This window comes from Nocardia barduliensis, assembly GCF_013315795.1.
Taxonomy (GTDB): domain Bacteria; phylum Actinomycetota; class Actinomycetes; order Mycobacteriales; family Mycobacteriaceae; genus Nocardia; species Nocardia barduliensis.
In genome coordinates this window covers 1-24,847 of sequence record NZ_JABLTE010000091.1, presented here as the reverse complement: position 1 = coordinate 24,847, position 24,847 = coordinate 1, and the positions used below count along the sequence as shown (strand labels likewise).

General features: G+C 69.8%; 22 protein-coding genes and 1 pseudogene. 11 read left to right on the top strand and 12 right to left on the bottom strand.

Features of this window, described 5'->3' with window-relative positions; translation table 11 throughout:
* Window positions 1-3 precede the first annotated feature (3 nt).
* Complete coding sequence (locus HOV91_RS29635; RefSeq protein WP_174188606.1) at window positions 4-876, bottom strand: DoxX family protein; 873 nt, start codon at window positions 874-876, stop codon at window positions 4-6.
* 118 nt (window positions 877-994) lie between these two features.
* Here HOV91_RS29635 and HOV91_RS29630 point away from each other — a divergent pair, with 118 nt between their 5' ends.
* Window positions 995-2,101 carry a PQQ-dependent sugar dehydrogenase gene (locus HOV91_RS29630; protein ID WP_174188605.1) on the top strand — a complete coding sequence of 369 codons (1,107 nt, stop codon included), beginning with the start codon at window positions 995-997 and terminating at the stop codon, window positions 2,099-2,101.
* Window positions 2,102-2,557: 456 nt separating this feature from the next.
* Here HOV91_RS29630 and HOV91_RS29625 read toward each other — a convergent pair whose 3' ends face one another.
* Window positions 2,558-3,445, bottom strand: a complete 888-nt coding sequence (locus tag HOV91_RS29625) for a LysR family transcriptional regulator (protein WP_174188604.1) — start codon at window positions 3,443-3,445, stop codon at window positions 2,558-2,560.
* 79 nt (window positions 3,446-3,524) lie between these two features.
* Here HOV91_RS29625 and HOV91_RS29620 point away from each other — a divergent pair, with 79 nt between their 5' ends.
* From HOV91_RS29620 to HOV91_RS29610, 3 genes are read left to right on the top strand one after another with little or no spacing between them, the layout of a single operon-like run.
* Window positions 3,525-4,472, top strand: a complete 948-nt coding sequence (locus tag HOV91_RS29620) for an EamA family transporter (protein ID WP_312884809.1) — start codon at window positions 3,525-3,527, stop codon at window positions 4,470-4,472.
* Window positions 4,469-5,101, top strand: a complete 633-nt coding sequence (locus HOV91_RS29615; protein WP_174188603.1) for an NAD(P)-dependent oxidoreductase — start codon at window positions 4,469-4,471, stop codon at window positions 5,099-5,101. The genes HOV91_RS29620 and HOV91_RS29615 overlap by 4 nt, the downstream gene beginning before the upstream one ends.
* Window positions 5,102-5,108: 7 nt before the next feature.
* Window positions 5,109-6,041, top strand: coding sequence for an SMP-30/gluconolactonase/LRE family protein (locus HOV91_RS29610; RefSeq protein ID WP_174188602.1), 933 nt, complete (start codon window positions 5,109-5,111; stop codon window positions 6,039-6,041).
* Between the two features lie 18 nt (window positions 6,042-6,059).
* Here HOV91_RS29610 and gatB read toward each other — a convergent pair whose 3' ends face one another.
* From gatB to HOV91_RS29580, 6 genes are all read right to left on the bottom strand, one after another.
* Window positions 6,060-7,565, bottom strand: a complete 1,506-nt coding sequence (gene gatB, locus HOV91_RS29605; protein ID WP_174188601.1) for an Asp-tRNA(Asn)/Glu-tRNA(Gln) amidotransferase subunit GatB — start codon at window positions 7,563-7,565, stop codon at window positions 6,060-6,062.
* 63 nt (window positions 7,566-7,628) lie between these two features.
* On the bottom strand, window positions 7,629-9,005 hold the full coding sequence (locus tag HOV91_RS29600) for an alpha/beta hydrolase family protein (RefSeq protein WP_174188600.1): 1,377 nt from the start codon (window positions 9,003-9,005) through the stop codon (window positions 7,629-7,631).
* 103 nt (window positions 9,006-9,108) lie between these two features.
* Window positions 9,109-9,516 carry a type II toxin-antitoxin system VapC family toxin gene (locus HOV91_RS29595; RefSeq protein WP_174188599.1) on the bottom strand — a complete coding sequence of 136 codons (408 nt, stop codon included), beginning with the start codon at window positions 9,514-9,516 and terminating at the stop codon, window positions 9,109-9,111.
* Window positions 9,506-9,763, bottom strand: a complete 258-nt coding sequence (locus HOV91_RS29590; RefSeq protein ID WP_174188598.1) for a type II toxin-antitoxin system Phd/YefM family antitoxin — start codon at window positions 9,761-9,763, stop codon at window positions 9,506-9,508. The genes HOV91_RS29595 and HOV91_RS29590 overlap by 11 nt, the downstream gene beginning before the upstream one ends.
* Window positions 9,764-9,831: 68 nt before the next feature.
* Window positions 9,832-10,866: an ATP-dependent 6-phosphofructokinase gene (locus HOV91_RS29585; protein ID WP_174188597.1), complete on the bottom strand. Its 1,035-nt coding sequence runs from the start codon at window positions 10,864-10,866 to the stop codon at window positions 9,832-9,834.
* An 82-nt stretch (window positions 10,867-10,948) separates the two neighbouring features.
* The gene (locus tag HOV91_RS29580; protein ID WP_174188596.1) at window positions 10,949-11,839 is read right to left on the bottom strand and encodes a serine hydrolase; all 891 of its coding nucleotides are present in this window, start codon (window positions 11,837-11,839) and stop codon (window positions 10,949-10,951) included.
* Window positions 11,840-12,466: 627 nt separating this feature from the next.
* On the opposite strand from HOV91_RS29580, the gene HOV91_RS29575 reads away from it, so the two are divergent.
* From HOV91_RS29575 to HOV91_RS29560, 4 genes are all read left to right on the top strand, one after another.
* Window positions 12,467-12,790, top strand: a complete 324-nt coding sequence (locus HOV91_RS29575; protein ID WP_174188595.1) for an ArsR/SmtB family transcription factor — start codon at window positions 12,467-12,469, stop codon at window positions 12,788-12,790.
* Window positions 12,787-13,746 (top strand): SRPBCC family protein, encoded by a 960-nt coding sequence (locus HOV91_RS29570; protein ID WP_174188594.1) that lies wholly within the window; start codon window positions 12,787-12,789, stop codon window positions 13,744-13,746. Before HOV91_RS29575 ends, HOV91_RS29570 begins: the two co-directional genes overlap by 4 nt.
* A gap of 271 nt (window positions 13,747-14,017) precedes the next feature.
* The gene (locus tag HOV91_RS29565) at window positions 14,018-15,283 is read left to right on the top strand and encodes a cytochrome P450 (protein WP_174188612.1); all 1,266 of its coding nucleotides are present in this window, start codon (window positions 14,018-14,020) and stop codon (window positions 15,281-15,283) included.
* Window positions 15,284-15,361: 78 nt separating this feature from the next.
* Window positions 15,362-15,760, top strand: a complete 399-nt coding sequence (locus tag HOV91_RS29560; RefSeq protein ID WP_174188593.1) for a rhodanese-like domain-containing protein — start codon at window positions 15,362-15,364, stop codon at window positions 15,758-15,760.
* A gap of 51 nt (window positions 15,761-15,811) precedes the next feature.
* Here HOV91_RS29560 and HOV91_RS41285 read toward each other — a convergent pair whose 3' ends face one another.
* The 3 genes from HOV91_RS41285 to HOV91_RS29545 all read right to left on the bottom strand — a co-directional run bounded on the left by HOV91_RS41285 (window position 15,812) and on the right by HOV91_RS29545 (window position 20,225).
* Entirely contained in the window at window positions 15,812-17,992 is a 2,181-nt protein-coding gene (locus tag HOV91_RS41285) for a serine/threonine-protein kinase (protein ID WP_438822703.1), read from the bottom strand.
* Window positions 17,993-18,061: 69 nt separating this feature from the next.
* Window positions 18,062-18,751, bottom strand: coding sequence for a response regulator (locus tag HOV91_RS29550; RefSeq protein WP_174188611.1), 690 nt, complete (start codon window positions 18,749-18,751; stop codon window positions 18,062-18,064).
* A 160-nt stretch (window positions 18,752-18,911) separates the two neighbouring features.
* Window positions 18,912-20,225, bottom strand: a complete 1,314-nt coding sequence (locus tag HOV91_RS29545) for a sensor histidine kinase (protein ID WP_174188592.1) — start codon at window positions 20,223-20,225, stop codon at window positions 18,912-18,914.
* 158 nt (window positions 20,226-20,383) lie between these two features.
* Here HOV91_RS29545 and HOV91_RS29540 point away from each other — a divergent pair, with 158 nt between their 5' ends.
* The 3 genes from HOV91_RS29540 (at window position 20,384) to HOV91_RS29530 (ending at window position 24,154) form a co-directional block, all read left to right on the top strand.
* Window positions 20,384-20,692: a hypothetical protein gene (locus tag HOV91_RS29540; RefSeq protein WP_174188591.1), complete on the top strand. Its 309-nt coding sequence runs from the start codon at window positions 20,384-20,386 to the stop codon at window positions 20,690-20,692.
* A gap of 53 nt (window positions 20,693-20,745) precedes the next feature.
* Window positions 20,746-21,453: an ABC transporter ATP-binding protein gene (locus HOV91_RS29535; protein ID WP_174188610.1), complete on the top strand. Its 708-nt coding sequence runs from the start codon at window positions 20,746-20,748 to the stop codon at window positions 21,451-21,453.
* 208 nt (window positions 21,454-21,661) lie between these two features.
* Entirely contained in the window at window positions 21,662-24,154 is a 2,493-nt protein-coding gene (locus HOV91_RS29530) for an FtsX-like permease family protein (protein WP_174188590.1), read from the top strand.
* A gap of 10 nt (window positions 24,155-24,164) precedes the next feature.
* Here the strand turns inward: HOV91_RS29530 and HOV91_RS29525 are convergent.
* Window positions 24,165-24,847, bottom strand: a pseudogene (locus tag HOV91_RS29525) (hypothetical protein); the annotation flags it as partial.

The window sequence follows — 24,847 nt, the reverse complement described above, 5'->3', positions numbered from 1 at the left end:
CACTCAGTCGAAGGGGCCGATGCCGGTGAGCGGGTTGCCGCCGTGCAGGTACCAGTAGGCGCCGACCGCGGCCGCTACGGCGAGGAGCAGGACGACGAAGGAGCCCGCGGCAGGACGAACGGCCCAGCCTCGGTTGCGGTCGAAGGACAGCCGACCCGGGCCGGTCAGGATGATGACGGCGGCGACGCCGGCGAGGATGCTCTCCAGTTCCACCGCTCCCGGCCCGGCCTTGTACTGGAACCCGGGAGCCATGCCCTGCTTCCAAGCCCAGGCGTCCAGGATCACCGCGAGAAACGCGCCCGCGGCCAGCGGAGTGGCCAGCCCGAGGATCAGCAGCGCGCCGCCGCCGACCTCGCCCGCGGTGAGCAGCATGGCGGACACGGTGGGGTGATCCCAGCCGCCGCGCTGCATCATGTCGCGGGTGCCGTCCAGGCCGGGGCCGTGGAACCAGCCGGTGAGCTTCTGCAAGCCGTGGTAGAGGAAGGTGCCGCCGACGACCAAGCGCAACAGCAACAAGCCGAGATCGAGCGTGCCCCGGCGGGTTTCGCCGGCGCGGCGGCGCAGGCGGCCGGTGTCGTTCGGCGGGGCCGGAGCGGGCGGGATGCTGGCGTACTCGTAGGTGGGCGCCTCGCCCCCGGCCTTGCGGTCGGCGGTGGACGGAACCTCCGGGTCGAGCCCGAGTTCGTCCTCGGTGCGCGGGACGTCCTTGGACAGCTGCGGCCGCTGGGCCGGATCCACTCGCGCGAACTGCTCGGTGGGCGAGTCGTACGGGCTGGTCACGCCTCGACCGGTGGACGAAACCGCCGACTGCTCGGCCGTGGGGGGAGCGGAGTTCCCGGCCTTGGATTCGGCCGCTTCTTTCGGCTTGTCGGTCACGGTCAACACCCTATGCCGCGCCGCGGCACGGCGGGCAAGTACGGTACGGCGTGTCAGTGTGCGCGCAACACCCACCCGGAGGGGGCGCGGGCGACGGAATTTCCGTAACGTCTGGGCTATGAGTTTGGTTGTCGTGGGCCGCGTCGCGGCGAGCTTGGCGCTCGGCTCCGTCCTGCTGGTCGGCTGCGCCCGGTTCGACGATTCGGCGTCCAGTCCGTTCACCCCGGAACCGACCCTGCGCGGAGCCAACATCGACCCGAAGAAACCGAGCCAGCCGCCCACCTCGACCACCCGGCCGAGCGGTCCGTGCATCGATCCGGACCCGGCGGTGGTGGCCACCTGCCTGGACACCACCGGCGGCCTGGTCACGCTCCCCGACGGCGCGCTGGTCGCCGAGCGCCGCACCGGGCGCATCCTGAAGGTGGTCCCGGAGCAGCCGCCGGTCGAGATCGCCCGGCTGGACGTGGACGGCTCCGGCGACGGCGGTCTCAGCGACATCGCACTGTCGCCGACCTACCGCGAGGACGGCCTGATGTACGCCTACATCACCACCCCCAGCGACAACCGGGTGGTCCGCATCGCCGACGGCGGCGCCCCGAAGGACGTGCTCACCGGAATCCCGAAGGGCGCCACCGGCAACCACGGCGCGATCGACTTCGTCTCGTCCGACCAGATGCTGGTGCTGACCGGCGATGCGGGCAACCCCGGCGCGGCGGCCTCGGCCGGCTCGCTCGCGGGCAAACTGCTGCGCGTGAACTCACCGGTACCCGGCCGCACGCCCGCACCCGAGATCGCCGTCACGGGCATCGGCACCGCCGGAGACGTGTGCCGGGACAGCAAAGACAGCATCTGGATCACCGACCGCACCGCCGCCGAGGACCGGTTGCAACGGCTCGGCGGGGACGGCGTGGTCACCACCATGTGGACCTGGCCGGACCGCCCCGGCGTCGCGGGCTGCGCCGCCGCGACCGACGGCGTCGCGATCTCGCTGACCCGCGCGAAAGCCCTCGCCATCGCCGCCGCCGACCCGAACACCCACGCGGTCACCGCGGCGCCGACCCTGGTGGCCCAGGACAAGTACGGACAGCTCGGCGGCGCCGCGGTCGGCGCCGACGGCACGATCTGGGTGACCACGGTGAACAAGACCGACGGCCAGCCGGGGCCGTTCGACGACCGCGTCGTCCGCATCCCGCCGCCACAGGCCGGAGGCGGCGGACCGGACTGAGTTTTCGGCCGCGAACCGGGCCGCGAACGGCGCGTGCTCGGTCTCGCTTCGCTCGAAAACGGGAGTCGGGCCGGTGTGGTCGAGTGAAGTCGTAACCGCGGACCTCTGCTCTGCCGTGGCCGGTGACGTTGCGGCACTGCGGCGTTTCGGCGTTTCCGCACTGCGGCGTTCCGACCCTACGGCCCGACAGCACTGCGGCACGCCGGCGTTGCGACGTCGCGGCACTGCGGCGTTTCGGCGTTTCCGCACTGCGGCGTTCCGACCCTATGGCACTGCGGCACGACGGCGTTGCGACGTTGCCCCACTGCGGCCTTCCGGCGCGACGGCACTGCGGTGCCACAGCGTTGCGGCGCGACGGCGTTGCAGCGTCGGGCACTGCGGCACTGCGGCACTGCTGCACTGCTGCACTGCTGCACTGCGGCAAATTGTGACCGGCTCGGGAGGATCCGAGATGTTTCAGGCTTTGTCCCGGTCCTCGGGGGTGATGCCCAGAATGGCGAGGAAGGCGGTGGCGGCGGGTGGGCGGCTGCGGCTCCAGACGACGTATTCGACGCGGGCCGGTGCGTCGGTGACCTCGAGGGTGACCACTCCCTCGAGTTGCGGGACGTAGGCGGAGGGGAGCATGGCGACGGCGAGGCCGGGTCTGACGAGTCGAGCGATGTAGTCCGCGCTGGTCACTTCGAAGGCGACGTCCCGGTCGAGCCCGGCGGCGGCGAATGCCTGGTCGGATTGCAGGCGTCCGGCTGTCCCGGCCGGGAGGTCGACGAAAACCTCCGAAGAAAGCCTGCGAAGGTCGACGGTCGGCTCGCCGGCGAGCGGATGGTCCGGCGCGACCACGGCGACGAGCCGGTCGCGGGCGAGTGCGTGGGCGGCGACACCGCGGGGACCGGCCGTGGTGGGCAATCCGAGAAAGGCCACGTCGAGGGCTCCGTGCTCGACCTTCTCGACGAGTTCTTCGCTCGCCCCCACCCGCAGGCTGATGCGCACGTGCGGGTATCGCCCGCGGAACTCACGCAGTGCCTCCGGGATGTCGACCGCGGCGACGGTGGGAATCAGGCCGACGGCGAGCCGTCCGCGTACCTCGCCGACGGCCGCGGCGACCTCGGCGGCCGCGCGCTCGGCGGCGTCCAGGCACTGGCGGGCGGCCGGGAGGAACGCCGCTCCGGCAGGCGTCAGGCGCACCCGGCGGCTGGTGCGCTCGAACAGTCGCGCGCCCAGTTCGCGCTCCAGGCGGGCGATCTGGTGGCTGAGCGCGGACTGCACGACCAGGCACCGTTCGGCGGCCCGGGTGAAGCTGTTCGTCTCGGCGACGGCGAGGACGTAGCGCATCTGCTGGAGCTCCATGGATCAATCGTGTATCGAGATTGATCGAGTGACAAACATGTGTTGGACTCATTGATCTCTACCGGGTGAGACTGCGTGGGTGAAAAGCCCAGCAGCACAGATGGTTTCCGGTGGCGCGAGCGCCTCCGGGGGGAATCTGCCTCGCGCCGTCCTGACGGCGCTCGCTCCCGCGTCATGGGGCACGACTTATGTCGTCACCACCGAGCTTCTCCCCCCGGGACACCCACTGTTCGCCGGGCTGCTGCGCGCGTTGCCCGCGGGCCTGATCGCGCTGGCGATCACGCGGACGCTGCCGCGTGGCGCCTGGTGGGGGAAAGCCGCGATGCTGGGCGTGCTCAACATCGGGCTGCCCTTCCCTCTGCTGTTCCTCGCCGCCGAACACCTACCCGGCGGCGTCGCCGCGACCTTGGCGGCGGCCCAGCCACTCGCCGTCGCCGTCTTGGCCGTGGTGATCCTGTACGAAAGCCCTTCCGCTTGGCGTCTTGCCTGGGGCGCGATAGGCGTCGCCGGGGTCGGCTTGGTGGTGATCGGACCGAATGCGGCATTCGACCTCGCCGGGATCATGGCGGGCCTGGGCGCCGCGGCCTCGATGGCGCTCGGCTTGACGCTGACCAAACGGTGGGGACGGCCCGCCGCGGCGGGACCCACCGCTTTCGCGGGCTGGCAACTCACCGCGGGCGGGTTGTTCCTGCTGCCCGTCACGTTCCTCGTCGAGGGGCCGCCTCCGGCGATCGACCCGCCCGCTGTCCTCGGTTACCTCTGGCTGGGCCTGATCGGCGGTCTGCTCGCCTATGTCGTGTGGTTCCGCGGCATCGGTACTTTGCCTGTCACTTCGGTCGCGGTTCTCGTCCTGCTCTCGCCGCTGGTCGCTGCGGTTCTCGGCGCGGTTCTGCTCGGCCAGACCCTCGGGCCGATCCAACTCGCCGGGTTCGCGCTCGCGCTCGCCGCGATCGTCGCGGGACAGTTGCCCGCCCCCACCCGTACGCCCGTTGCTTCGACACCCCCACTCGAAAGGACACCTCGATGAAGATCGCCGTCGTCGGAGCCACCGGCATGGTCGGCTCACGCGTCGTCAGCGAAGCCGCGAGCCGAGGCCATGAGCTCGTCGCGGTATTCCGGAGACAGCGGCCCGCCACCCTGCCGCCGGGAGTGACCGCTGTCGAGGGCGACGCGAACGACCCCGGCCAGATGAGCGGACTGTTCCACGGCGCCGACGCGATCGTGGCCGCGACCCGTCCCGCCCTCGGTCAGGAACACACCGTCACGGCGACTACGGCGGCCCTGCTGGACGCGGCCGCCACCACCCGGACGCGCATTCTCGTCGTCGGCGGGGCCGCCCCGCTGCGCAACCCAGGACGCCCGGACCGGCTCGTGCTCGACAGTCCGGAGTACGTGCCGGAAGCGATCCGACCCATCGCCGCGGCCAGCGTGGCGCAATGGGAGACCTGCCGAGCGCACGCGGCCGACTGGGTCTACCTCAGCCCGCCCGCCGTCCTCGAACCCGGACGGCGCACCGGAATCTATCGACGCGGCACCACCACCCTCGTCACCAGCGCCGACGGCGCGTCCCGGATCTCCGCCGAAGACCTCGCCGTGGCGGTCCTCGACGAACTCGAGAATCCCGGCGAGAGCGAGCATTTCACCGTCGGTTACTGAGTGCGGGATGAAGCGAGCTCTCGGTATCTCGGTCGCGCTCGCCTGTGTCGGCGCCACCGCGCTGGTACCCGCCGATCGGCCACCGCGTCCGGTTCTCCCGGCCACGTTCGACCTACCCGCCGGGTTCCAGCCCGAAGGTATCGCGATCGGATCGACGCCGGTGGCCTATTTCGGCTCCCGGGCCGACGGCTCCATCTACCGCGCCAGCCTGCTGACCGGCCGGGGCGACATCGTGAGCCCCGGGACAGGGACGCAGGCGCTCGGGCTCCAACTCGACCAGCACGGTCGGCTGTTCGTGGCAGGCGGCACCGGCGGCGACGCCCGCATAGTGGACACCCGTACGGGCGCGGTAGCGGCGAGCTACCGCCTCGGCACACCGCCGGACACGTTCGTCAACGACGTGGCGCTCACGCCGACGGGCGCGTGGTTCACCGACTCGTGGTCACCCGTGCTGTATCACCTGCCCGTGGGCGAGGACGGCGCGCTGCCGCCGCCCACGGCGGTGGTGCGACGTCCGCTGACCGGCGACATCCGCTACCAGCCCGGAGCAATCAACGCCAACGGGATCGTGCGCACGCCCGACGGCGCCGGGTTGATCGTCGTCCAGTCGGTGACGGGCCTGCTGTTCCGCGTCGACCCGGCGACGGGCGCGACACGGCAGATCGATCTCGGCGCGGCACTGCCCAACGGTGACGGACTGCTCCTCCGCGGCAGCAGACTGTTCGTCGTCCAGAACCGGTCCAACGCGATCGCCGTGGTGCAGCTCGATTCCGCGGGCCGGACGGGCACGGTCGTGCGGCGCGTGACCGACCCGCGCTTCGACGTGCCGACGACGGTCGCCGCGTTCGGGGAACACCTGTACCTGCCGAACGCCCGCTTCGGCACGCCGCCGACTCCGGCCACGCACTACAGTTCCGTCGCGGTCGATCGGCCCCGGTGAAGCGCCGGGGCGATACCCCTAGCTACAGGCGGCGAGGACGAGTTCGCGGACCCGGGCCGCGTCGGCCTGGCCGCGGGTGGCCTTCATGACGTCGCCGACGATCTTGCCCGCCGCCTGCACCTTGCCGGAGCGGATCTTGTCTGCGATGTCGGGGTTGGCGGCCAGGGCCTTCTCCACCTCGGATTGCAGGGCGCTGTCGTCGCTGACCATGCCGAGCCCCTTGGCCTCGACGATCTGCGCCGGATCGCCCTCCCCCGCCAGCACGTGGTCGACGACCTGCTTGGCCACCTTGTTGTTGATCGTCTTCGCGTCGACCAGCTTGATCACCTCGGCGACCTGGGCCGGGGTGATCGGCAGGTCCTCCAGCGCGACCTCGCGCTCCTTGGCCTTCTCGGTCAGGTAGGCGACCCACCAGGAGCGCGCCTCGTTGGCCGGGGCGCCCGCGTCGACGGTGGCGATGATCAGGTCCAGCGCGCCCGCGTTGACCAAGTCGCGCATCACCTCGTCGGACAGGCCCCAGTCGGACTGGATGCGCGCACGGCGCAACCACGGGTACTCGGGGATGGTGGCGCGCAACTGCTCGACCCACTCCGCGTCGGGCGCGACGGGCTCGAGGTCCGGCTCGGGAAAGTAGCGGTAGTCCTCGGCGGTCTCCTTGCGACGGCCGGGCGAGGTGGTGCCGTCGGCCTCGTGGAAATGCCTGGTCTCCTGCACGATCGTGCCGCCGCTCGCGAGCACCGCCGCCTGCCTGCGCATCTCGTAGCGCACCGCGACCTCGACGCTGCGCAGCGAGTTGACGTTCTTGGTCTCCGTACGGGTGCCGAATTCGGTTGCGCCGACGGGCATCAGCGAGACGTTCGCGTCACAGCGCAGCGAACCCTGCTCCATCTTCACGTCGGAAACCCCGAGTGACTTCAGCAGATCCCGCAGCGCCGTCACGTAGGCCCGCGCCACCTCCGGGGCCCGCTCCCCCGCGCCGGTGATCGGCTTGGTGACGATCTCGATCAGCGGCACGCCCGCGCGGTTGTAGTCCAGCAGGGAGTGGCTCGCGCCGTGGATGCGGCCGGTCGCGCCGCCGATGTGCACCGACTTGCCGGTGTCCTCCTCCATGTGCGCGCGCTCGATGTCCACCCGGAAGGTGCTGCCGTCGTCGAGCAGCACGTCCAGGTGCCCGTTCGTGGCGATCGGCTCGTCGTACTGGCTGATCTGGTAGTTCTTCGGCTGGTCGGGATAGAAGTAGTTCTTGCGCGCGAACCGGCCCCACGGCGTGATCGAGCAGTTCAGCGCCAGGCCGATCCGGATCGCGGACTCCACGGCCTTCTGGTTGACCACCGGGAGCGAACCCGGCAGACCGAGGCACACCGGGCACACCTGGGTGTTCGGCTCGGCGCCGAACTCGGTCGGGCAACCGCAGAACATCTTCGTCGCGGTGTTCAGCTCGACGTGGACCTCCATGCCGAGCACCGGCTCGAACCGAGCGATGACATCCGAGTAATCCATCAGGTCGACCGTGGGTGCGCTCATGGCCATCAGTTTAGGTAAGCGCTCCCGCCGCAGCGCAGCGGCTCTCGCGTCGTGCGCGCGGCGTCACTTCGCCGGGACCCGCTGCCGCAGCCAGCCGGTGACGTAGTCGAGCACCTCGGGAGCGACAGTCGTCTCGATGGTGCTGTACTCGCTGGGACGGCCGGTCTCGGAGGGCTGCATCAGGTGGTTGAGGCCGGGGAAGACGTGGACGGTCGCGTCGGGACCGGCGGCGAGGTGCTCGCGCATCGGCTGCTCGCTCTGCGCCGGAGGCACCTGGAGATCCTTCGCGCCGAAGAACGCGAGCACGGGAACGCGCAGGGCGGCGAGGGCGGGCGCGGGGTCGTAGGCGACCAGCGCGGCCAGATACGGCGTGATCTGCGCGGCCGCCTGGTCGTCGGGCACGCGCTGGTCGGCGGGCAGGGCCTGGTTCTGCCGGACGGCCAGTTGCCTCGCGCCCGCCAGGTCACCCGCTTTCAGCAGGGCGGCCAGTTCGGCGGTGTCGCGCACCCGGGCGTCCACCTGGTCGGGCGGGACGCCGTTGGCGGCGGCGATCAAGCCGGTCTGTTCGACGAGCACGTCCGAGCCGGGGACGCCGGGTCCGGCCATCAGGACGGCGAACGCGACGCCGCTGTCCGGGCGCGCGGCCACCAGCGGCGCGAGGTAGCCGCCTTCACTGTGCCCGAAGAGCCCGACCCGGGCCGGGTCGATGTCCGGGCGGGCGCGCAGGAAGCGGACGCCCGCGACGGCGTCCTCGGTCAGGTCGGCGTAGTTCGCGTCGTCCAGCTTGCCGCTGGTGCCGCCGACGCCGCGGTCGTCGGTGCGCAGCACGGCGTAGCCCGCGCGGGTGAAGGTGTCGGCCAGCAAGAGGAAGGGTTTGTGGCCCATCAGTTCCTCGTTGCGGTCCTGGGGGCCGCTTCCGGTGATCATGAGGATGGCGGGGAACGGTCCCGGCCCCTGCGGTTCGGTCAGCGTGCCCGCGAGGGTGATGTCGCCGTTGCGATAGGTGACGTCCTCGGTCTTGTACGGGAACGGCGGTTTCGGCTCCTGCGGGCGGGCGGGCGGTTCGACCTTGCCTCGGCTCAGCGCCAGCCGGAAGCTCTGGCCCGCCTGCGTGAAATCGCCGGTGATCCGGTCGGTTCCGGACTCGTACCTGCCGCGGAACACGGGGTCGCCCGGGATGTCGGGGATCGCGAACGACACGGCCTCGCGATCGGAGCTGACGTCTTTCAGTTGCGCACCCGTCACACCTTGCAAGGGAATGTCGATGGTGGCGGTGCCGTCGTCACGGAAACTCACTCCGACTTGCAGGGGCTGCCCGGGGACCTCGATGGCGCCGTGCCAATCGCCCGTGGTCGGCTCGGGCGGATTCGACTCCGCACACCCGGCCACCAACGCGGCGATGACGAACAGAGCCAACGCGATCAGTCGCCCACTGCGCATGCTGTCAGCGTACCGATCGCTGAGCCGAGGCCCGCGGAGCCGGAGCCAGCGGGTTGGCATCGCATGTGACGGGCCGTCGTGATGAAACGCTCGCCGATGCGGGTCACACAGGAATTACAGTCAGTACCTGTTCCAGCCCGTGAAAATCTTTGGGGTTTCGGGTGAACAACGGCAAGCCGTGTATCGACGCGATCGCGCCGATCATCAGATCGAATTTGCGAGGCTTCGGACTTCGTCCGCCGACCGCGAGCAAGCCCGCCATCAATGTGAAACGGCGGGCGGCCTCGGCGGTGAAAGGCAACGCCTCGAAGGCGCTTTCGAACTCTTGCAGCCGTTCGGTGCGGAACAACCGAACGGTAGGATCGGGCGCTGCGGCAACCCCCAGCCCGAGTTCGGCGAGTGTCACGGTGCTGACCTTCGGTATAGCCGGAAGCCGATCGTCGGAGATCTCATCGAGATCGATCAACACGCACGTATCCAGCAGGCCCGACTGCAATCGCTCACTCGTCATCGACGCGGTCTTCCCCGAAGACCGCGTCCACCTGGGCACGTTCCTCGGCGCTGGAACCCGCCCGCGCGAAGCGGGCGAGCCGTCGCCTCAGCTCGGCGGTGGTGATCTCGCGTGCCGACGCCAAGGGGCGCAGCTCGCCCACAGGCCGACCATTGCGGGTGATGATGAAGTCTTCCCCGGCTTCCAGAGCATCCATCACGCCTGCACTTCCGTTGCGCAGCTCGGCTTGGCTGATAGTCCTGGACATAAGGCCAATATAGCTTTGAATGCTATCTGAAGCTATACGCCTCGGGCGAGACGCTTCGCGCCGAGCGGCTACCCGAAGAACGCCTCGACTTCGCGATAGCGATCCGCGGGCACCCGCTTGAGCTGTTTGGTGGCTTCCGACAGGGGCACCAGGTCGATGGAAGTCCCGTGCAGCGCGACCATCTGACCGAACTTGCCCGCGTGCACCGCCTCCGCCGCGTGCAGGCCGAAGCGGGTGGCCAGCACCCGGTCGTACGGTGTGGGGCTGCCGCCGCGCTGCACGTGACCGAGCACGGTGGTGCGGACCTCCTTGCCGATGCGCCGTTCGATCTCCACCCCGAGCTGCTGGGCCACGCCGGTGAAACGCTCGTGGCCGAACTCGTCGATACCGCCCTCGCGCAAGGTGAATCCGGAATCCGGCGCCGGATGCGAGCCCTCGGCGACGACGCAGATGAAGTGCTTGTCGCCGCGCTGGAAGCGCCGCTTGATCATGGCGCACACCTCGTCCACCTCGAACGGGACCTCCGGCACCAGGGTCAGGTGCGCGCCTGCCGCCATGCCGGCGCTGACCGCGATCCAGCCCGCGTGCCTGCCCATCACCTCGATGAGCATGACGCGCTGGTGCGACTCGGCGGTGGTGTGCAGCCGGTCGATCGCCTCGGTGGCGATGCTCAGCGCGGTGTCGTGGCCGAAAGTGACGTCGGTGCAGTCGATGTCGTTGTCGATGGTCTTCGGGACGCCGACCACCGGGACGCCCTCGTCGGACAGCCAGCTCGCGGCGGTGAGCGTGCCCTCGCCGCCGATCGGGATGAGCGCCTCGATGCCGTTGTCGTCCAGGGTCTGCTTGATCCGGCCCAGGCCCGCGCGCAGCACGTCGGGGTTGGTGCGGGCGGTACCGAGAATGGTGCCGCCTTTGGTGAGGATGCGGTCGGTGCGGTCGTCGTTCCTGATCTGGATCTTCCGGTCCTCCAATAGACCGCGCCAGCCGTCCTCGAAGCCGACGATCGCGTCTCCGTAGCGGCCGTTCGCGGTGCGAACGACGGCACGGATGACCGCGTTCAGTCCTGGGCAGTCTCCGCCTCCGGTCAGAACTCCGATGCGCATGGCCGCTATCTTGCCCCTCATGTCCGTTCTGGGCAGCCCCGACCCCGTGAACGGTACGTAACACTCACCTGGCCGGACGGGCTCATGCGGCGGCGCAGCGCCCCCCGGACAGCTCGTCGAGATGCTCGGAGACGACCGTGGCGAGCTTGTCCAGGACGTTCATGCCGTCGCTGAACGTGCCCGACTCGGGCTGCACCGCGATCGCGATGGCGATCTTCCCGGTGGGGATGTCGATGATCCCGAACTGCCGCACCAGGTAGGCGCCCGAGGCGTCCGGGCCCCACCCGCCCTTGAATTCGGCGCCGCTGAACTCGCCGAGGCCCCAGCGCTGGCTGACGACAACCTGTTCCATCAACGAGGTCACGCGCTCGGCCTGGGGCAGGCAGGGCAGGCGCGAGGCGAACCGCACCTGATCGGTCAGCGACCACTCGGCCTGCCCGAAGGCCGAATGCTCGGAACGGGCGCGGGTGGCGGGCACGACGGTCTTGTTGTCGCCGCCTTCGCGCAGCACCGCCTGCACGGCCTGGGCCGCCTCCTGCGCGGTGCCCAGCGACTGCCACAGCACGTCGGCCGCCGCGTTGTCGGACTGCGTGATCGCCGCCGACGCGGCGAAATTCGAGCCACCGGGATTGCGCCGCAGCGCGGCGATGGTCAGCGGGACCTTCATCGTCGACCAGGCCGGCCCGCTGGTCCATTCACCGAAGGTGACCACCTGCTCGCCGCCGACCGGCATGATGGCCATCCCGAGCTTCCCGCGCACGCCTGCCGCGAGCTCGGCGTAGCTCGCGGCCAAGGTGCCCGGCAGGATGAGGGACAAGCCCTTCTGGTCGGTGCGCGACGCGGCCTCGGTGATGGTGGGTTCGCTCGATGCCGGATCTTCCACGCGATTGTTTCCGCATCCGGCGACCAGGGAGACGACGAGCGCCGCGCAGCCGAGAGCGTTTCGGGCTTTGCGGAATCGATCAGTAAGCATTTTCGACACATTTCTTTTCGCGAACTCGGCCGGCTTGCGAGGTCGGCGTGGCATCCCGGCGCACCCGCCCGCCTCGCCGACCGCCCAGCGCGACGGCGATGACGCGGCCGGAGGCCGGCTGATCCTTGTGGCCCCGCCAGGTGACGACGGCGTGGTCAACAAGCATGGACACCTCCACCTACCCGCCCGATGTCGCCGAGCGGCCGGGATCGGTACCGGCGACGCTGTTCGCCGCCGACCTCACCCGAGAACTGCTTCTCGTTATCCCGGAGAACGTACTAGATGTTTTGATTACGCCCCAGTTCACCAAAATCCCTGCCCGCCACGGGCAGTGCGAAACAGATCGCCGCACGCCGGTCACGCTCAATAGCATTGAGGTATCACCGCAGCGTTTATCGGGTACCGAGGCGACGACCTTTCCGCTCCGACTTTCGGCGACCACGTTCGGCGGGCTTCACGACGTGACGTACTCGGCTCGGCAAAGTGACCACTGCTCGGACCCCGGCCTCCACTCCTCGATCCCGAGGACTGGGACGACCGAGTCGATAGGCGGTCGCCGAGTTGCCTACCGATCCCTGGCACGCCCGAGCACTGGCTCTTATATTCCACTCAAGCTATATTTCCGATATGGCATCAACGTTCGAGGCACTGGCCGAGCCTCGCCGCCGGGAGATCCTCGACCTCCTGCGCGAGCGGGAGCGGCTGGTCGGCGATTTGGTCACGCACCTGCGGTTGGCCCAGCCCACGGTGTCCAAGCACCTGAAAGTCCTGCGCGGCGCGGGCCTGGTCGACGTGCGACACGACGCGCAGCGCCGCTGGTACCGGTTGCGACCGGAACCGCTGGCCGAGATCGAGGCATGGCTCGCGCCGTACCGGCGGATGTGGGAGTCGAGCCTCGACGCCCTGGAACGCCACCTCGACACCATGCCCGACGAGAAAGGACGATCATGAGCGATCCCCGAGCACAGCTGCACACCATCGACGGCGCCCCCACCCTTCGTTTCGAACGCAGGCTGGCGCATCCACCGGAGAAGGTCTGGCGCGCGATCAGCGATCCGAGCGAGATGGCCGCCTGGTTCCCGGCAACGGTCAGCACCGCACTGCGGCCCGGCGCGGCGATGCGGTTCACCTTCGCCGAGGCGCCCGAGACGGTCGACAGCGTCTCCGCGGGTGAGGTGCTCGAGGTCGACCCACCCAAGGTCTACATGTTCCGCTGGAATCAGGACGTGCTGCGCTTCGAACTCGTGGCCGACGGAGCCGGGACACTGCTGATCTTCACCCACGTCCTCGGCGGCGGACCGCTCGCACGGCTCGGCGCGGCCAGGTCCGCGACCGGCTGGGACGGCTGCCTGTCGGTACTCGCCGCCGCGCTCGACGGCACCCACAGCGAACCGGACAGGCCCCGGCCGGCCGACATCGAGCGCTACATCGCCGAATTCGGACTCGACGTCGGATCCTGCGACGAGGTCGCCGACGGCTACCTGCTGCGGTTCACCCGCGACCTGGTGTGGCAGCCACTGGAAACGCTGTGGTCGCTGCTCGTCGAGGAGCAGACGCCGTCCGTGGGCGCCCTGCCTCCGGCCCGGTCGACGAATCAGCACGTCGAGGCAGGCGAACTCGTCGAGGTCGACCCGCCACGGACGCTGGAGTACCGGTGGCGGCACGACGGTGCCGTCGCAGGCACGGTGCGCTGGTTCTTCGATGCCGACCCCGACCTCGGCGTGCGGGTCGAACTCACCCAGCGCGTGCCGTCGCGCCTGGCGCGGCTGCGGCCGGACCTGCTGGCCGCCTGGCACGTTCACCTGGAACTCTTCTTCGCCGCCACCCAGGGAGATATCCGCTGCCCGTGGCCGGAGGACCGGGTCGCCATGCTCTCCGAACGGTATGCCGCAGAACTCGGCGAGTGAGCCGGGCCGAGCGCCCGATCATCACGTCATCAGCCAGCGTCGCCCGAGCGCCGGTGGCCGCTCGCCGGTCACCGGTCGCGGAAATGGCGCTACGGCGGATAGCTCTGGATTCGCGGATCGGTCCGCGCAAACGACCCCACGGCCGGGTGCGAACTGCTTACTATCCCGGGACAGTTCGCGAAACACGCACCTGACCGGCGTGGAGCCGACCCGCGTGCCAGCACGCGCCGACCGCGTCGAAGAGTCTGCTTCTGGAGTCACGCGCTTGTCCATGCCACAGTCCCCGCAGAACACCTCGGCCACCCCGAAAGACTGCCCCGTCCAACACAGTTCGCCCATCGACAACGAGGGGCCCCGGGTCGCGCTGTATACCGAGGCCTTCGCCGCCGACCCGCATAGGGCCTACCGAGAGATGCGCCGCCGATACGGTTCGCTCGTACCGATCGAGCTGGCGCCGAACGTTCCGGCTACGTTGGTGATCGGCTATTACACAGCACTGCGAATCCTGAACGACCCGGTGCATTTTCCGGCGGACCCACGGGTCTGGCAGCAGAGCGTTCCCGGTGAGTGCCCGATCCTGCCGATGATGGAGTGGCGGCCGAACGCGCTGCGCAACACCGGATTCGAGCACCAGCGTTACCGGCAGGTGAATGTCGCGGCCATCGGCGCGGTCGATTTGCACGTGCTGCACACGATCACCGAACAGATCGCCGGGCCGTTGATCAACGCCTTCTGCCAGGACGGCGCGGCGGATCTGATCAGCCAGTACGCGTTCCCGCTCACCTTCGCGGTGCTCAACTCGGTGCTCGGCTGCCCACCGGAGATCGGCCAGCAGGTCGCGATCGGCATGGCCGCGATCTTCGAAGGCGTCAACGCCGAGAAGGGCAACGCAATGCTCGCCGACGCACTGTTCGACCTGGTGCAGATGAAGCGCAAGGACCCCGGCGACGACATCACCTCCCGGCTGTTGCGCCACCCCGCGGGCCTGAACGACATGGAAATGATCCACCAGCTGGTCACGCTCTACGGCGCGGGAATCGAACCGCAGCAGAACCTGATCGCCAACACCTTGCGGTTGATGCTCACCGACCGCCGATTCGCCAGCGGTGTCTTCGGCGGCAGCCTCTCGACCCGGGACGCCCTGGACGAGGTGCTGTTCAACGATCCACCAGGGGCCAATTACTGCTTCAGCTACCCGAAGCAGCCGATCCTCATCGATGACGTGTGGCTGCCCGCGCATCAGCCGGTCGTGATCAGCATGGCGGCGTGCAACAACGACCCGGCGATCCACACCGGCGAATACACCGACAATCGCGCGCATCTCGCTTGGGGAGCCGGACCGCATGCCTGCCCCGCGCGATCGATGGCCTATCTGATCGCGCAGGACGCCATCGACCAGCTACTCGATGCCCTGCCCGAGATCCAGCTCGCGGTCGCCCCGCACGAGCTGCACTGGCGACCCGGCCCCTTCCATCGCGCCCTGGTGTCGCTGCCGGTCGTCTTTCCCGAATCCCCGCCCATGCCCGCGCTCGCGTAGACCGCACGGCGACCGGTCCGGCGAATACCGTACGCTGACGGATTTCGCAGGGACGTCAGTGAGCGAAGTGGGTGAACGATGAGTACCGGCGCCGAGGAAATGGTCACGCGGGCCAGAGCACAGCTGGAACGGGTCGCGCCGGAGGAAGCCGCCGCCTTGCAGTCGCGGGGCGCGCTGATCGTGGACATCCGGCCGCACGCCAACCGGAGCGCCGAGGGCGAGATCCCCGGTGCCGTGGTGGTCGAACGGATCGTGCTGGAGTGGCGCCTCGATCCGAACGGTGAACACCGGTTACCGGGCCTCACCCCGGACACTCCGGTGGTGATCGTGTGCAACGAGGGCTACGCCTCCAGCCTCGCGGCCGCCGACGGACTCCGGCTCGGGCTGCGGCAGGTGACCGACCTCGTCGGCGGCTTCCGGGCCTGGCAGGCGGCGGGGCTGCCGGTGGTCCCGGGCGGAAGCCCGGCCGTGCCGTAGCGGCGCCACGGGACCGGCGACGACCGGCCGCGTCCCGCCCCCGATAAACTGTCAGTAGACGTACACGACGGCGTTCTCACCGCCACTGCACGTGATGAACTGTCCTTCGGGCCGGCAATCCATCGTGTAGGTCCGGCCGGTGACCGGGCTGGTCGCGACGACGGTGCGTGGCGCGTCACGGGCGCTGTTCTGCGACGTGCCGAGCGCGACGTAGGCCCTGCGCACCTCTTCGGCGAACGCGCAACTGGTCACCACCGTCCCCGTCGCCGACTGGGTGAACGCCCCGGAGCTCGCCTGGCCCTGCCCGCACGGCTTCGCGCCGCCGGGCAGCGTGACCGGCGTCGCCTTGGCCGAGGTGGACCTGGCGGACGGCGACGCGCTGGTCGGCGCTTGGGTACCGGGCCGCGCGGTCGGCGCGGGGGCTTCGGAGTGCGCGGCGGCCGAGGTCGGCTCGACATTGTCGCCGGAGCCGAACGACTGCCACGCGACAGCGCCACCGACGGTCAGCGCGACGATGGCGAAGACGGCCACCATGATGGGCAACGCTATGGATCGGCCAGGACGCGATGCGGAGTAGGCGGGCTCGTCGTAATCGTCGTAATCGTCGTAGCCGTACTCCGGATCCTCGCGGCCCACCAGGTCGCCGATGTGCGCGGGGTAGTCGCCTCGCGGCGGATAGACGGCGCCGGCCGCGTGGCCGTCCTCCCTGACCGGTGCCAGATACTCCGTGGGAGCCGAGTCCGGCGCGGGAAGATAGCCGGAGCTACCGTGCGGGGCGCCCACACCGAATGACTGTCCGGGATCGGCGTATTCCGGATAGTTCTGCACTCCTGGGTGCCGCTGTGTTTCGTCGAAGTGTTGATCCTGGAGCTGCGGGTACGACTGCGGCGGCAGCTCGGAATACGCCTGGACGATAGTCGGTTCCGCGGGGATCGGGGTGGCGTCGGCGCCGGTCCGCGCCGAGTCCACCGGCTGCCTCGGGTACGTCTGCGCTGAATCGGCATAGCCCTGCGGATACACCTGTGTGGCTGGCGCCGGATAGTCCGGTTCTTGCGGATACACCTGTGTGGCCGGCGCCGGAAAGTCCGGTTCCTGCGGATATCCTGCCGTCTCCAGGTACGCCTGGGTCTCCGGGTACAGGTGCGCGTCCGGGAACGGACGCATCGGAGGCAATTCCACCTCCGGCGGGTACGGCGCTCGTGGAACGTTCTGCGGCACAGGAGCGTCTGCCGACGGGAGCGGCGTGAACTGGGTCTCCGTGGGCCGGACCACCGTCGGCGCGCTCGGATGGATCACCGCAGGCAGCTCACCCGTCGATTCGGGCGCGGCCGACGCCTGCTCACCGGAACGCTGCGCCCGGTCGGGCGCGCGCACCACAATCGTGGGGCCGGTGGCCTGCGCCGTGGCGAGCGCGGCGCGGGCGGCCCCGGCCAGCGCGGTCGCGGTCGGAAAGCGGTCGGCCGGATCCTTGGCCATGCCGCGACTGATCACCTCGTCCAGCGCGGCCGGGATGCCGCCGACCTGTGTGCTCGGCCGCGGCGGCGGGTCGGACAGATGCGACTTGATCAGCACGTTCATGCTCGCCGAGGGGAACGGTGTCGCTCCGGTCAGGCATTCGTGCAGCACACAGGCCAGCGAGTAGACGTCGGCGCGGCCGGTCACCGGCCCGACGTCGAAGCGCTCCGGCGCCATGTAGATGTAGGAGCCGACGGCCATGCCGACCAGGGTCACCGCGCTGTCGCCCTCGGTGTGCGCGATCCCGAAATCGGCGAGATACGCGAAATCCGCGTCGGTGACCAGGATGTTCGCCGGTTTCACGTCGCGGTGCACCAAGTTGCTCGCATGCGCGGCGTCCAGGGCCGAGGCGATCTGCTCGATGATGCCGACCGCGCGAGCGGGACTCAACGGGCCCTGGCCGCGCAGCAGGGTGCGCAGGTCGGCGCCACGGACCAGCCGCATGTCGATGAACAGCACACCGTCGATCACGCCCCAGTCGTGGATCGGGATGACGTGCGGTTCGGCCAGCCGGGCGGCGGCCTGCGACTCGCGGCGGAAACGCAGTTGGTATGTCGGGTCTTTGGCGAGTTCTTCCGACAGCAGTTTGACCGCGACCTCACGGTTCTTGACCGTGTCGTATGCCTCGTATACCTCCCCCATTCCCCCTTTGCCCAGCAACGACCGCAGTTCGTACGGCCCGAACCGCGTTCCGGTTCTCGGCCCAGGTTCCTGCACCCGTCCTCCCTCCGCATCCCGGGCAGGGGACGCGCACCGGGATCACCCGGTACGCGAGGAAACCGCCCGTCAAAGAGTGGATTCTCCGGGTGTCACCACCCCGTGGTCAAACGCGAACACGATCGCCGCGGCTCGATCCCGCAGCTCGAGCTTCCCGAATATATGTCCCACATGGCTTTTCACGGTCACTTCGGAGATGCCGAGCTCGCGCGCGATTTCTGCGTTCACCCGGCCGCGCCCGATCAATTCGAGCACTTCGTACTCCCGCGCGGTCAAGTCCGACAGGCGGACGTCGGTGGCCGTGCGAGCCGGGCGCACCGTGCGATAGGCCGACAGCACGCGCCCGGTCACCGAGGGATCCAGCCACGCTCCGCCGCCCGCGACCATCCGCACCGCGCGGATGAGGTCCTCGGCGGGCGAGTCCTTCAGGATGAATCCGGCGGCTCCCGCGCGCAGCGCCCCCGACAGCAGCTGGTCGTCGTCGAAGGTGGTGAGCACGAGCACCGGCGGGGCGCCGTCGCGCGCCCGCAGCATCCTGGTCGCGTCGATGCCGCCCACCCGTTTCATCCGCAGATCCATCAGCACCACATCGGGCCGGGACTCCGCGACGGCGGCGGGCACCTCGTCGCCGTCCGCGCACTCGGTGACCACGAATCCGTCGCGCCTGCGCAGGATGCGCCGCAGACCGCCGCGCACGAGTTCCTGGTCGTCCACCACCAGCACGGTCACCGCGTCTTCGCCACTCGCGGGCGAGGTCATGCTCACGACCGCGCCTCGCTCAGGCCCGGCGCCGTCCCGCGCGCGGACACGCCGGGCCCTCGGTTCACTCGACGCCACTCGCTCACGATTCCATCCTGCCGGGCGCTCGGTTCCCTCGTTCCGACGACGCGGTGCCGTCTGTTCACTGGCCGACGCTCGCTCACGCGCCCTCCCGTCCGGTCGTCGCGGCGCCGGGCAGCACCGGACACGACAATCCGCCGCGGCCGGGCGCGAGCGGGATACCGGCGCGCACCGACCAGCCGCGATCGGACGGGCCCGCGGTCATCCGGCCGCCGAGCAGTTCGGCGCGCTGGCGCATCCCGGAAAGCCCCATGCCCGCGCCGCGCTGCGCGGGCAGCCCGGCGGGCACGGTGTTGTCCACCGTCAATGTCACCAGCGTCGCGTCCACCGCGAGCCGGACGCGCGCGGACGCGCCGTGCGCGTGCTTGACGACGTTCGCCAGCGACTCCTGACCGATCCGATACAGCGCGAGCCCGACCGCGGGTGACACCGCGCCCAGATCGCCGTCGCGGTCGTAGCGCACGTCCAGACCGGCCCGCACGAAATCGTCGACCAGGTCCTCGATGTCCTCCACGCCCGGTTCCGGGACCTGCTTCCAGGGCCGCGCGTCGAGCAGGCCGACGGTGCGGCGGATGTCGGCCATCGCCTGCCTGCCGAGCCGTTCGGCGTCGGTCAGGGCTTCCACGGCCTCGTCCACGTCGCGGTCGGTCTCCAGCGCGTGCCTGGCGGCGGTGAGGTGCAGCAGCGTGACGCTCAGCGAGTGCGCGATCACGTCGTGCACTTCGCGAGCGATCCGGTGGCGCTCCTCGTCAGCGGCCTGCGCCGCGCGAATGTCCTGGTAGCCGCGTTCCTGGTAGAGGAAGCGACGCTGATATTGCAGCATCAGTCCGGCCATCCAGCCGAACGCGATGCCGACCAGGTAGGTGGGCAGTCCCTCCGGCACGTGCCCGATCGCGTCGAAGGCGACCAGCTGCAGCATCATCGCGACGGTGACCGGGATGCTCACCCGTTTCGGTGCGATCGCCGCGATCTCCCCGGCGGCGGCCACCAGCACGAACGGCGCGAAATCGGCCGCGACCGGCTGGGCGAGGAACAGCGCCTCGGCCGCCATGGCGAGCACACCGAGCAGCAGCGGGCGCGGCAGCACGCCCAGCAGCGCGTGCAGCGGACCGAAAGCGCAGGTCAACAGCACCGCGATGACCGGGAGCAGGGTCGGGAAGTAGCTGTGCCGCTGCACCGCCGCCGCGACCGCGACGGCCAGCACCGCGACATCGACGCTGACGATGATCGAGGGCGGGTAGTCGTAGGGCAACTCCTCGACGCTGCGCCGGAACGCCGCGACCGGATCGCGCCCGAACTCCGCGCACCGCTCCCGGATGCGCCGCATCGAAGCCCGCACGCGGCCGGTGCGAGGGGTACCTGGCGGTGCTTCGGATACGCCGGTCGAACCCATTCTGTAAGGCTAGCCGCCGGATCCGGGCCGGTACATCGTCCCGCGAACGGTCCGCGCCTCCTACCGTGGGCGGAGACGCATTCGGGTCCCTGGCACGACGACAACAACGCGGTCGCGTCCGTAGCGTTGGCGATAGTTCACAGAGGAAGGCGATGGCCATGTCCTGGACGGATCAGCACGCTCGAACCGACATCGTGCACACCGTGCTCACCCGCGCGGCGCTCGACCCGGCCGATCCCGACCTGTTCGAGGGGTTCCCCGAGCTGGATCGGCTGTTCGGTGGCGCGGACGGGCTACTGCTCGCGCTGCGCTACCGGTGGAACCTCCATTTCGCCGCGAAACTCGACCAAGGGCTGACGGCGATGGAGGCCTATCTCGAACTGGCGGCCCAACAGCCGGTGCTGCGCGCGGTGCTCGACGCACAGTATCGTCGCCGCAAACTCGCGTCGGAGGCCATGGCGCGGTAACGCGCGACGAGGAACTAAGAACTTTGATCGACCGTACGGAGCGGGGGACGACCATGCCGGAACCGGCGATGCTGGAACTATCGGGCGTGACGAAGGAGTATCGGGTGGGCGGCCAAGCCGTCCGCGCGCTCGACGACGTCGGGTTGCGTATCGAGACCGGGGAATTCACCTCCATCATCGGGCCCTCCGGGTCCGGCAAGAGCACGCTGCTGCATCTGCTCGGCGCACTCGACAGTCCCGACGCGGGCTCGATCCGGTTCCGCGGCGAGGAGATCGGCGAGCTGGACGAGGAACAGCAGTCGGCATTCCGGCGCCACCAGGTCGGTTTCGTGTTCCAGTTCTTCAACCTGCTGCCCACGCTCTCGGCCTGGGAGAACGTGGCGATCCCGAAGCTGCTGGACGGCACGGGTTTGCGCAAGGCGAAGCCGCGCGCCCTGGAATTGCTCGACCGGGTCGGGCTCGCCGACCGGGCCGAACACCGCCCCGCCGAACTGTCCGGCGGGCAGATGCAGCGGGTGGCGGTGGCCAGGGCGCTGATCATGGACCCGCCCCTGATCCTGGCCGACGAGCCCACCGGAAACCTCGACTCCAAGACCGGCGCCGCCATCCTCGAACTGCTCGGGGAGATCGCCGGTTCCGGCAGTTCGGTGGTGATGGTGACCCACGATATGGGCGCGGTCACCTACTGCGACCGCGTGATCACCCTGCGCGACGGGCGGATCGGGTCCAACGACAAGGTCGAGCGGACGGTCAACGCGTGAGCGGTCAGGCCCGGAGGCGGCAGCGCAGCGTCACCACGCAGGGCCCCGCTCACGCGAGATACGGACACCGCGTGAGCGGTCAGGCCCGGAGGCGGCAGCGCAGCGTCACCACGCAGGGCCCCGCTCACGCGAGATACGGACACCGCGTGAGCGGTCAGGCCCGGAGGCGGCAGCGCAGCGTCACCACGCAGGCGAGGGAGGACACCGCATGATCGGCGCCGCGTGGGATCGCCTGCGGCTGTTCAATATCGGCGAGCTGCTCGCCCATCGCGGACGCACCCTGATGTCGCTGGTCGTGATGGGCGTTTCGGCGTCGCTGCTGGTCGCGGTGCTGAGTATCTCCGGTTCGGTCACCGGCTCGGTGGACAAGCTGACCCGCGGCCTCGGCGGCAAGGCGCAACTGGAGGTCAGCGGGATCACCGACGCAGGCTTCGACCAGCAACTGCTGCGCCGGATCGCGACCGCGCCCGGTGTCGCGGTGGCGGTGCCGATGCTGCGGGTGCAGGTCGGCAGCGGTGCCGATCGCGCGCTGCTGATCGGCGCCGACGCGAATATCGGCGCGCTCGGCAGTGAATTGACCGCGCCGATGAGCGCTTTCACGGGGAAACTGCTCTCGGTGCCCAACGGGGTATTGGTGGGCACGGGGCTCGGCCGCGCCGAGGGCGAGCAGTTCACGCTGGGCAGTACGACGGTGACGGTCGCGGGCGTCCTCGACGAGGAGACTTCCCGGAAACTCAACGACGGTCACCTCATCGCCGCCCCGCTCGGGCTCGCGCAGAAGATCACCGATCGGGTAGGACGGCTGGATTCCGTGCAGGTGGTTCCCGCCGAGGGCGCCGACCTCGCTCAGCTGCGCACGGCGCTCACCGCGGCGGTGGACGGCCGCGCGGTGGTGGCCGAGCCGAGCCTGCGCACCGCCCAGGCGGGCGGCGCGGTGCAGATCGTGCGCTACTCCACCACCATGGCCTCGGCCGCCGCGCTGATCGTCTCGGCGTTCCTCATCTACAACGCGATGAGCATGGCGATCGCCCAGCGCAGGCCGATGCTCTCGCTGTTGCGCGCGATCGGCGGCAAACGCGGCCCGATGGTGCGCGACCTGCTGGCCGAGGCCGCGCTGCTCGGTGTGCTGGGCGGCGCGGTCGGCGCGGTGCTGGGGGTGTTCATGGGCAGTGTCGCGATCGGCACGCTGCCCACCGCGATCGTGCAGTCGGTGGAGGCGCGCACCGAGTACTCGGTGCCCTGGTACGTGATCCCGTTCGCGGTCGTGGCGTGCGTGTTCACCAGTGTGCTCGCGGCGTCCCTCGCCGCGCGTCAGGTGTACAGGGTCCAGCCGATCGAGGCGCTGGCTCCGGTGGGGGCCGGACGGACCGATACGGCGAGTCCGCTGCTGCGGTGGCTGGCTGTCGTGGCCGGTGGCGGGCTGGCCGGGGCCGCTGTGCTGATCGCGAGCAGCGATCTGGGCCGCTACTCGCTGACCGCCATCTCGATGTCGTTCATCGCCGCGATCCTGCTCTGCTTCGCCGCCACCGGTCCCATCGTGCGGGTCGCGGCCGGTATCGCGCGCTGGTTCCGTGCTCCCGGCGCGCTGGGCGCGACCACACTGGAGCGCTCGCCGCGACGAGTGTGGGCGACGGCGATGACGGTGATGATCGGTGTCGGCGCCACCGTCGGCATGAGTGGCGCCTCGAGCAACATGATCGACTCGGCCACGGTCACTTTCACGGATCTGGCCCGCAACGACGTCTACGTCAGTCCGGCTTCGATGGCCCAGTTCCCGACCGGGCCGCTGTTGCCCGCGGACCTGGCGGGCAAGCTCGCGGCGGTGCCCGGCGTCGCGCATCTCAGCCCGGCGCAGATGGCCTTCGCCACGCTGGGCAGCAGTCGCGTGATGCTGCAAGGGTTTCCGCCCGATGCCCGCGAGACCCGCATGCGCATGCTCACCGACGATTCGGTCGCCCGGCTGTCGGCCGGTGAGGGCGTGGCGATCTCCCGGGACGTGGCGCGCTCGCTCGGCGTCGGCGCCGGCGCGGAGCTGACCTTGCCCACGCCCACCGGACCGCGCACGGTGCGGGTGCTGCAAGTGATCCCGTACTTCTCCGCCATCGCGGGCGTGGTCATGATGGACCTGGAGCTGATGCGCACCTGGTACCAGCGGCCCGGGGAGACGGTCATCGCCGTCGACTTCGAGCCCGGCGCCGATCGCGCGGCGGTGCTCGCGGCGATCCGGCAGGTGGTGCCGCCGGAGTTGAACGTCGACACCGGCACGGACACGGTGGTGGCCGCGTCGTCGAGCATTCGGCAGGGCATGGCGATGAGCAATGCCATCCTGTGGATCGTGGTGCTGGTCGCCACGGTCGCGTTGCTCAACACGCTGATGCTCTCGGTGCTGGAGCGCCGCAGGGAACTCGGCGTGTTGCGGGCCATGGGCACCGGGCGCCGGTTCCTGATGCGGTCGGTACTGGCCGAAGCCGCGGGGATCGGCATAGTCGGCGCGGTGCTCGGTTTGGCGCTCGGCGCGTCGGTGCAGTATCTGGCCACGGTCGCCATCGGGCAGGCGCTGACCATCGACGTGGCCTACCAGCCGAGCCCGATGCTGCTGGTCTACGGCACGATCGCGCTGGCGCTGGCGCTGCTCGGGTCGATTCCGCCCGCGTTGCGCGCGGCTCGGATGCCCATCGTGGAGGCGCTCGCGGTCGACTGAGCCGTCGGGTTCACAGCGGCAGGTCGGCGAACCAGCCCTTGAATTTCGCCGTGGTGATGCCGAATCCGGAGCTGGGGTTGCTGTCGGTGAGCGTCACCGTGGCGAACAGCAGGTAGCTCGACCGGGCCGGATCGTCGAAGTCCACGACGAGGAAGCCGTCCGGCAATCCGCCGCCGCTCTCCTGCCACCGGTAGGTCGAATAGGACTTGCCGCTGTTGCGTTCGGACCCCGAGGTATTGGACGGCAGGTCGCGCACCGCGGCCTGGGCGTCCTGGGGCGATTTGAAGCCGATGAGAACGTAGTCGGGCTCGGCGATCGGCGTGCCCCAGCAGTTCCAGGCCGTGGTCCAGTTCGGGAAGTCGGGGACGCCGTTGCCACTGGACACCTTGCTGCCGGGCTTGGCGGTACCGAGGAAGCAGGTCTTGCCGCGATACCCCGGGCCCGAGCCGACGCCGTATTTGGTATCGACGCCTTGCGGGATCAGGCTCGGGAATGCTTTGGCGAGCTTGTCCGCGTCGGACGGCCCTGCGGGCGTCTTCGTGCCGAGGTCGAGCGGAGAGGCGGAATCCGAGAAGCCGACCTTCGCGACGACGATGCCGATCCCGACCAGCAGCGCCACGACCACCAGGACGATCGTCACGATGAGACCGGTGTTCGAGCGATGCTGTGCCGGGTAGCCGGGCGGCTGATGGG

Bases quoted from the DNA above. Each gene is read 5' to 3' on its own strand.
- HOV91_RS29630 (WP_174188605.1), top strand. From the start codon at position 995: ATGAGTTTGGTTGTCGTGGGCCGCGTCGCGGCGAGCTTGGCGCTCGGC.
- HOV91_RS29625 (WP_174188604.1), bottom strand. From the start codon at position 3,445: ATGGAGCTCCAGCAGATGCGCTACGTCCTCGCCGTCGCCGAGACGAAC.
- HOV91_RS29615 (WP_174188603.1), top strand. From the start codon at position 4,469: ATGAAGATCGCCGTCGTCGGAGCCACCGGCATGGTCGGCTCACGCGTC.
- HOV91_RS29610 (WP_174188602.1), top strand. From the start codon at position 5,109: ATGAAGCGAGCTCTCGGTATCTCGGTCGCGCTCGCCTGTGTCGGCGCC.
- gatB (WP_174188601.1), bottom strand. From the start codon at position 7,565: ATGAGCGCACCCACGGTCGACCTGATGGATTACTCGGATGTCATCGCT.
- HOV91_RS29600 (WP_174188600.1), bottom strand. From the start codon at position 9,005: ATGCGCAGTGGGCGACTGATCGCGTTGGCTCTGTTCGTCATCGCCGCG.
- HOV91_RS29595 (WP_174188599.1), bottom strand. From the start codon at position 9,516: ATGACGAGTGAGCGATTGCAGTCGGGCCTGCTGGATACGTGCGTGTTG.
- HOV91_RS29590 (WP_174188598.1), bottom strand. From the start codon at position 9,763: ATGTCCAGGACTATCAGCCAAGCCGAGCTGCGCAACGGAAGTGCAGGC.
- HOV91_RS29585 (WP_174188597.1), bottom strand. From the start codon at position 10,866: ATGCGCATCGGAGTTCTGACCGGAGGCGGAGACTGCCCAGGACTGAAC.
- HOV91_RS29580 (WP_174188596.1), bottom strand. From the start codon at position 11,839: ATGCTTACTGATCGATTCCGCAAAGCCCGAAACGCTCTCGGCTGCGCG.
- HOV91_RS29575 (WP_174188595.1), top strand. From the start codon at position 12,467: ATGGCATCAACGTTCGAGGCACTGGCCGAGCCTCGCCGCCGGGAGATC.
- HOV91_RS29570 (WP_174188594.1), top strand. From the start codon at position 12,787: ATGAGCGATCCCCGAGCACAGCTGCACACCATCGACGGCGCCCCCACC.
- HOV91_RS29565 (WP_174188612.1), top strand. From the start codon at position 14,018: ATGCCACAGTCCCCGCAGAACACCTCGGCCACCCCGAAAGACTGCCCC.
- HOV91_RS29560 (WP_174188593.1), top strand. From the start codon at position 15,362: ATGAGTACCGGCGCCGAGGAAATGGTCACGCGGGCCAGAGCACAGCTG.
- HOV91_RS29550 (WP_174188611.1), bottom strand. From the start codon at position 18,751: ATGACCTCGCCCGCGAGTGGCGAAGACGCGGTGACCGTGCTGGTGGTG.
- HOV91_RS29545 (WP_174188592.1), bottom strand. From the start codon at position 20,225: ATGGGTTCGACCGGCGTATCCGAAGCACCGCCAGGTACCCCTCGCACC.
- HOV91_RS29540 (WP_174188591.1), top strand. From the start codon at position 20,384: ATGTCCTGGACGGATCAGCACGCTCGAACCGACATCGTGCACACCGTG.
- HOV91_RS29535 (WP_174188610.1), top strand. From the start codon at position 20,746: ATGCCGGAACCGGCGATGCTGGAACTATCGGGCGTGACGAAGGAGTAT.
- HOV91_RS29530 (WP_174188590.1), top strand. From the start codon at position 21,662: ATGATCGGCGCCGCGTGGGATCGCCTGCGGCTGTTCAATATCGGCGAG.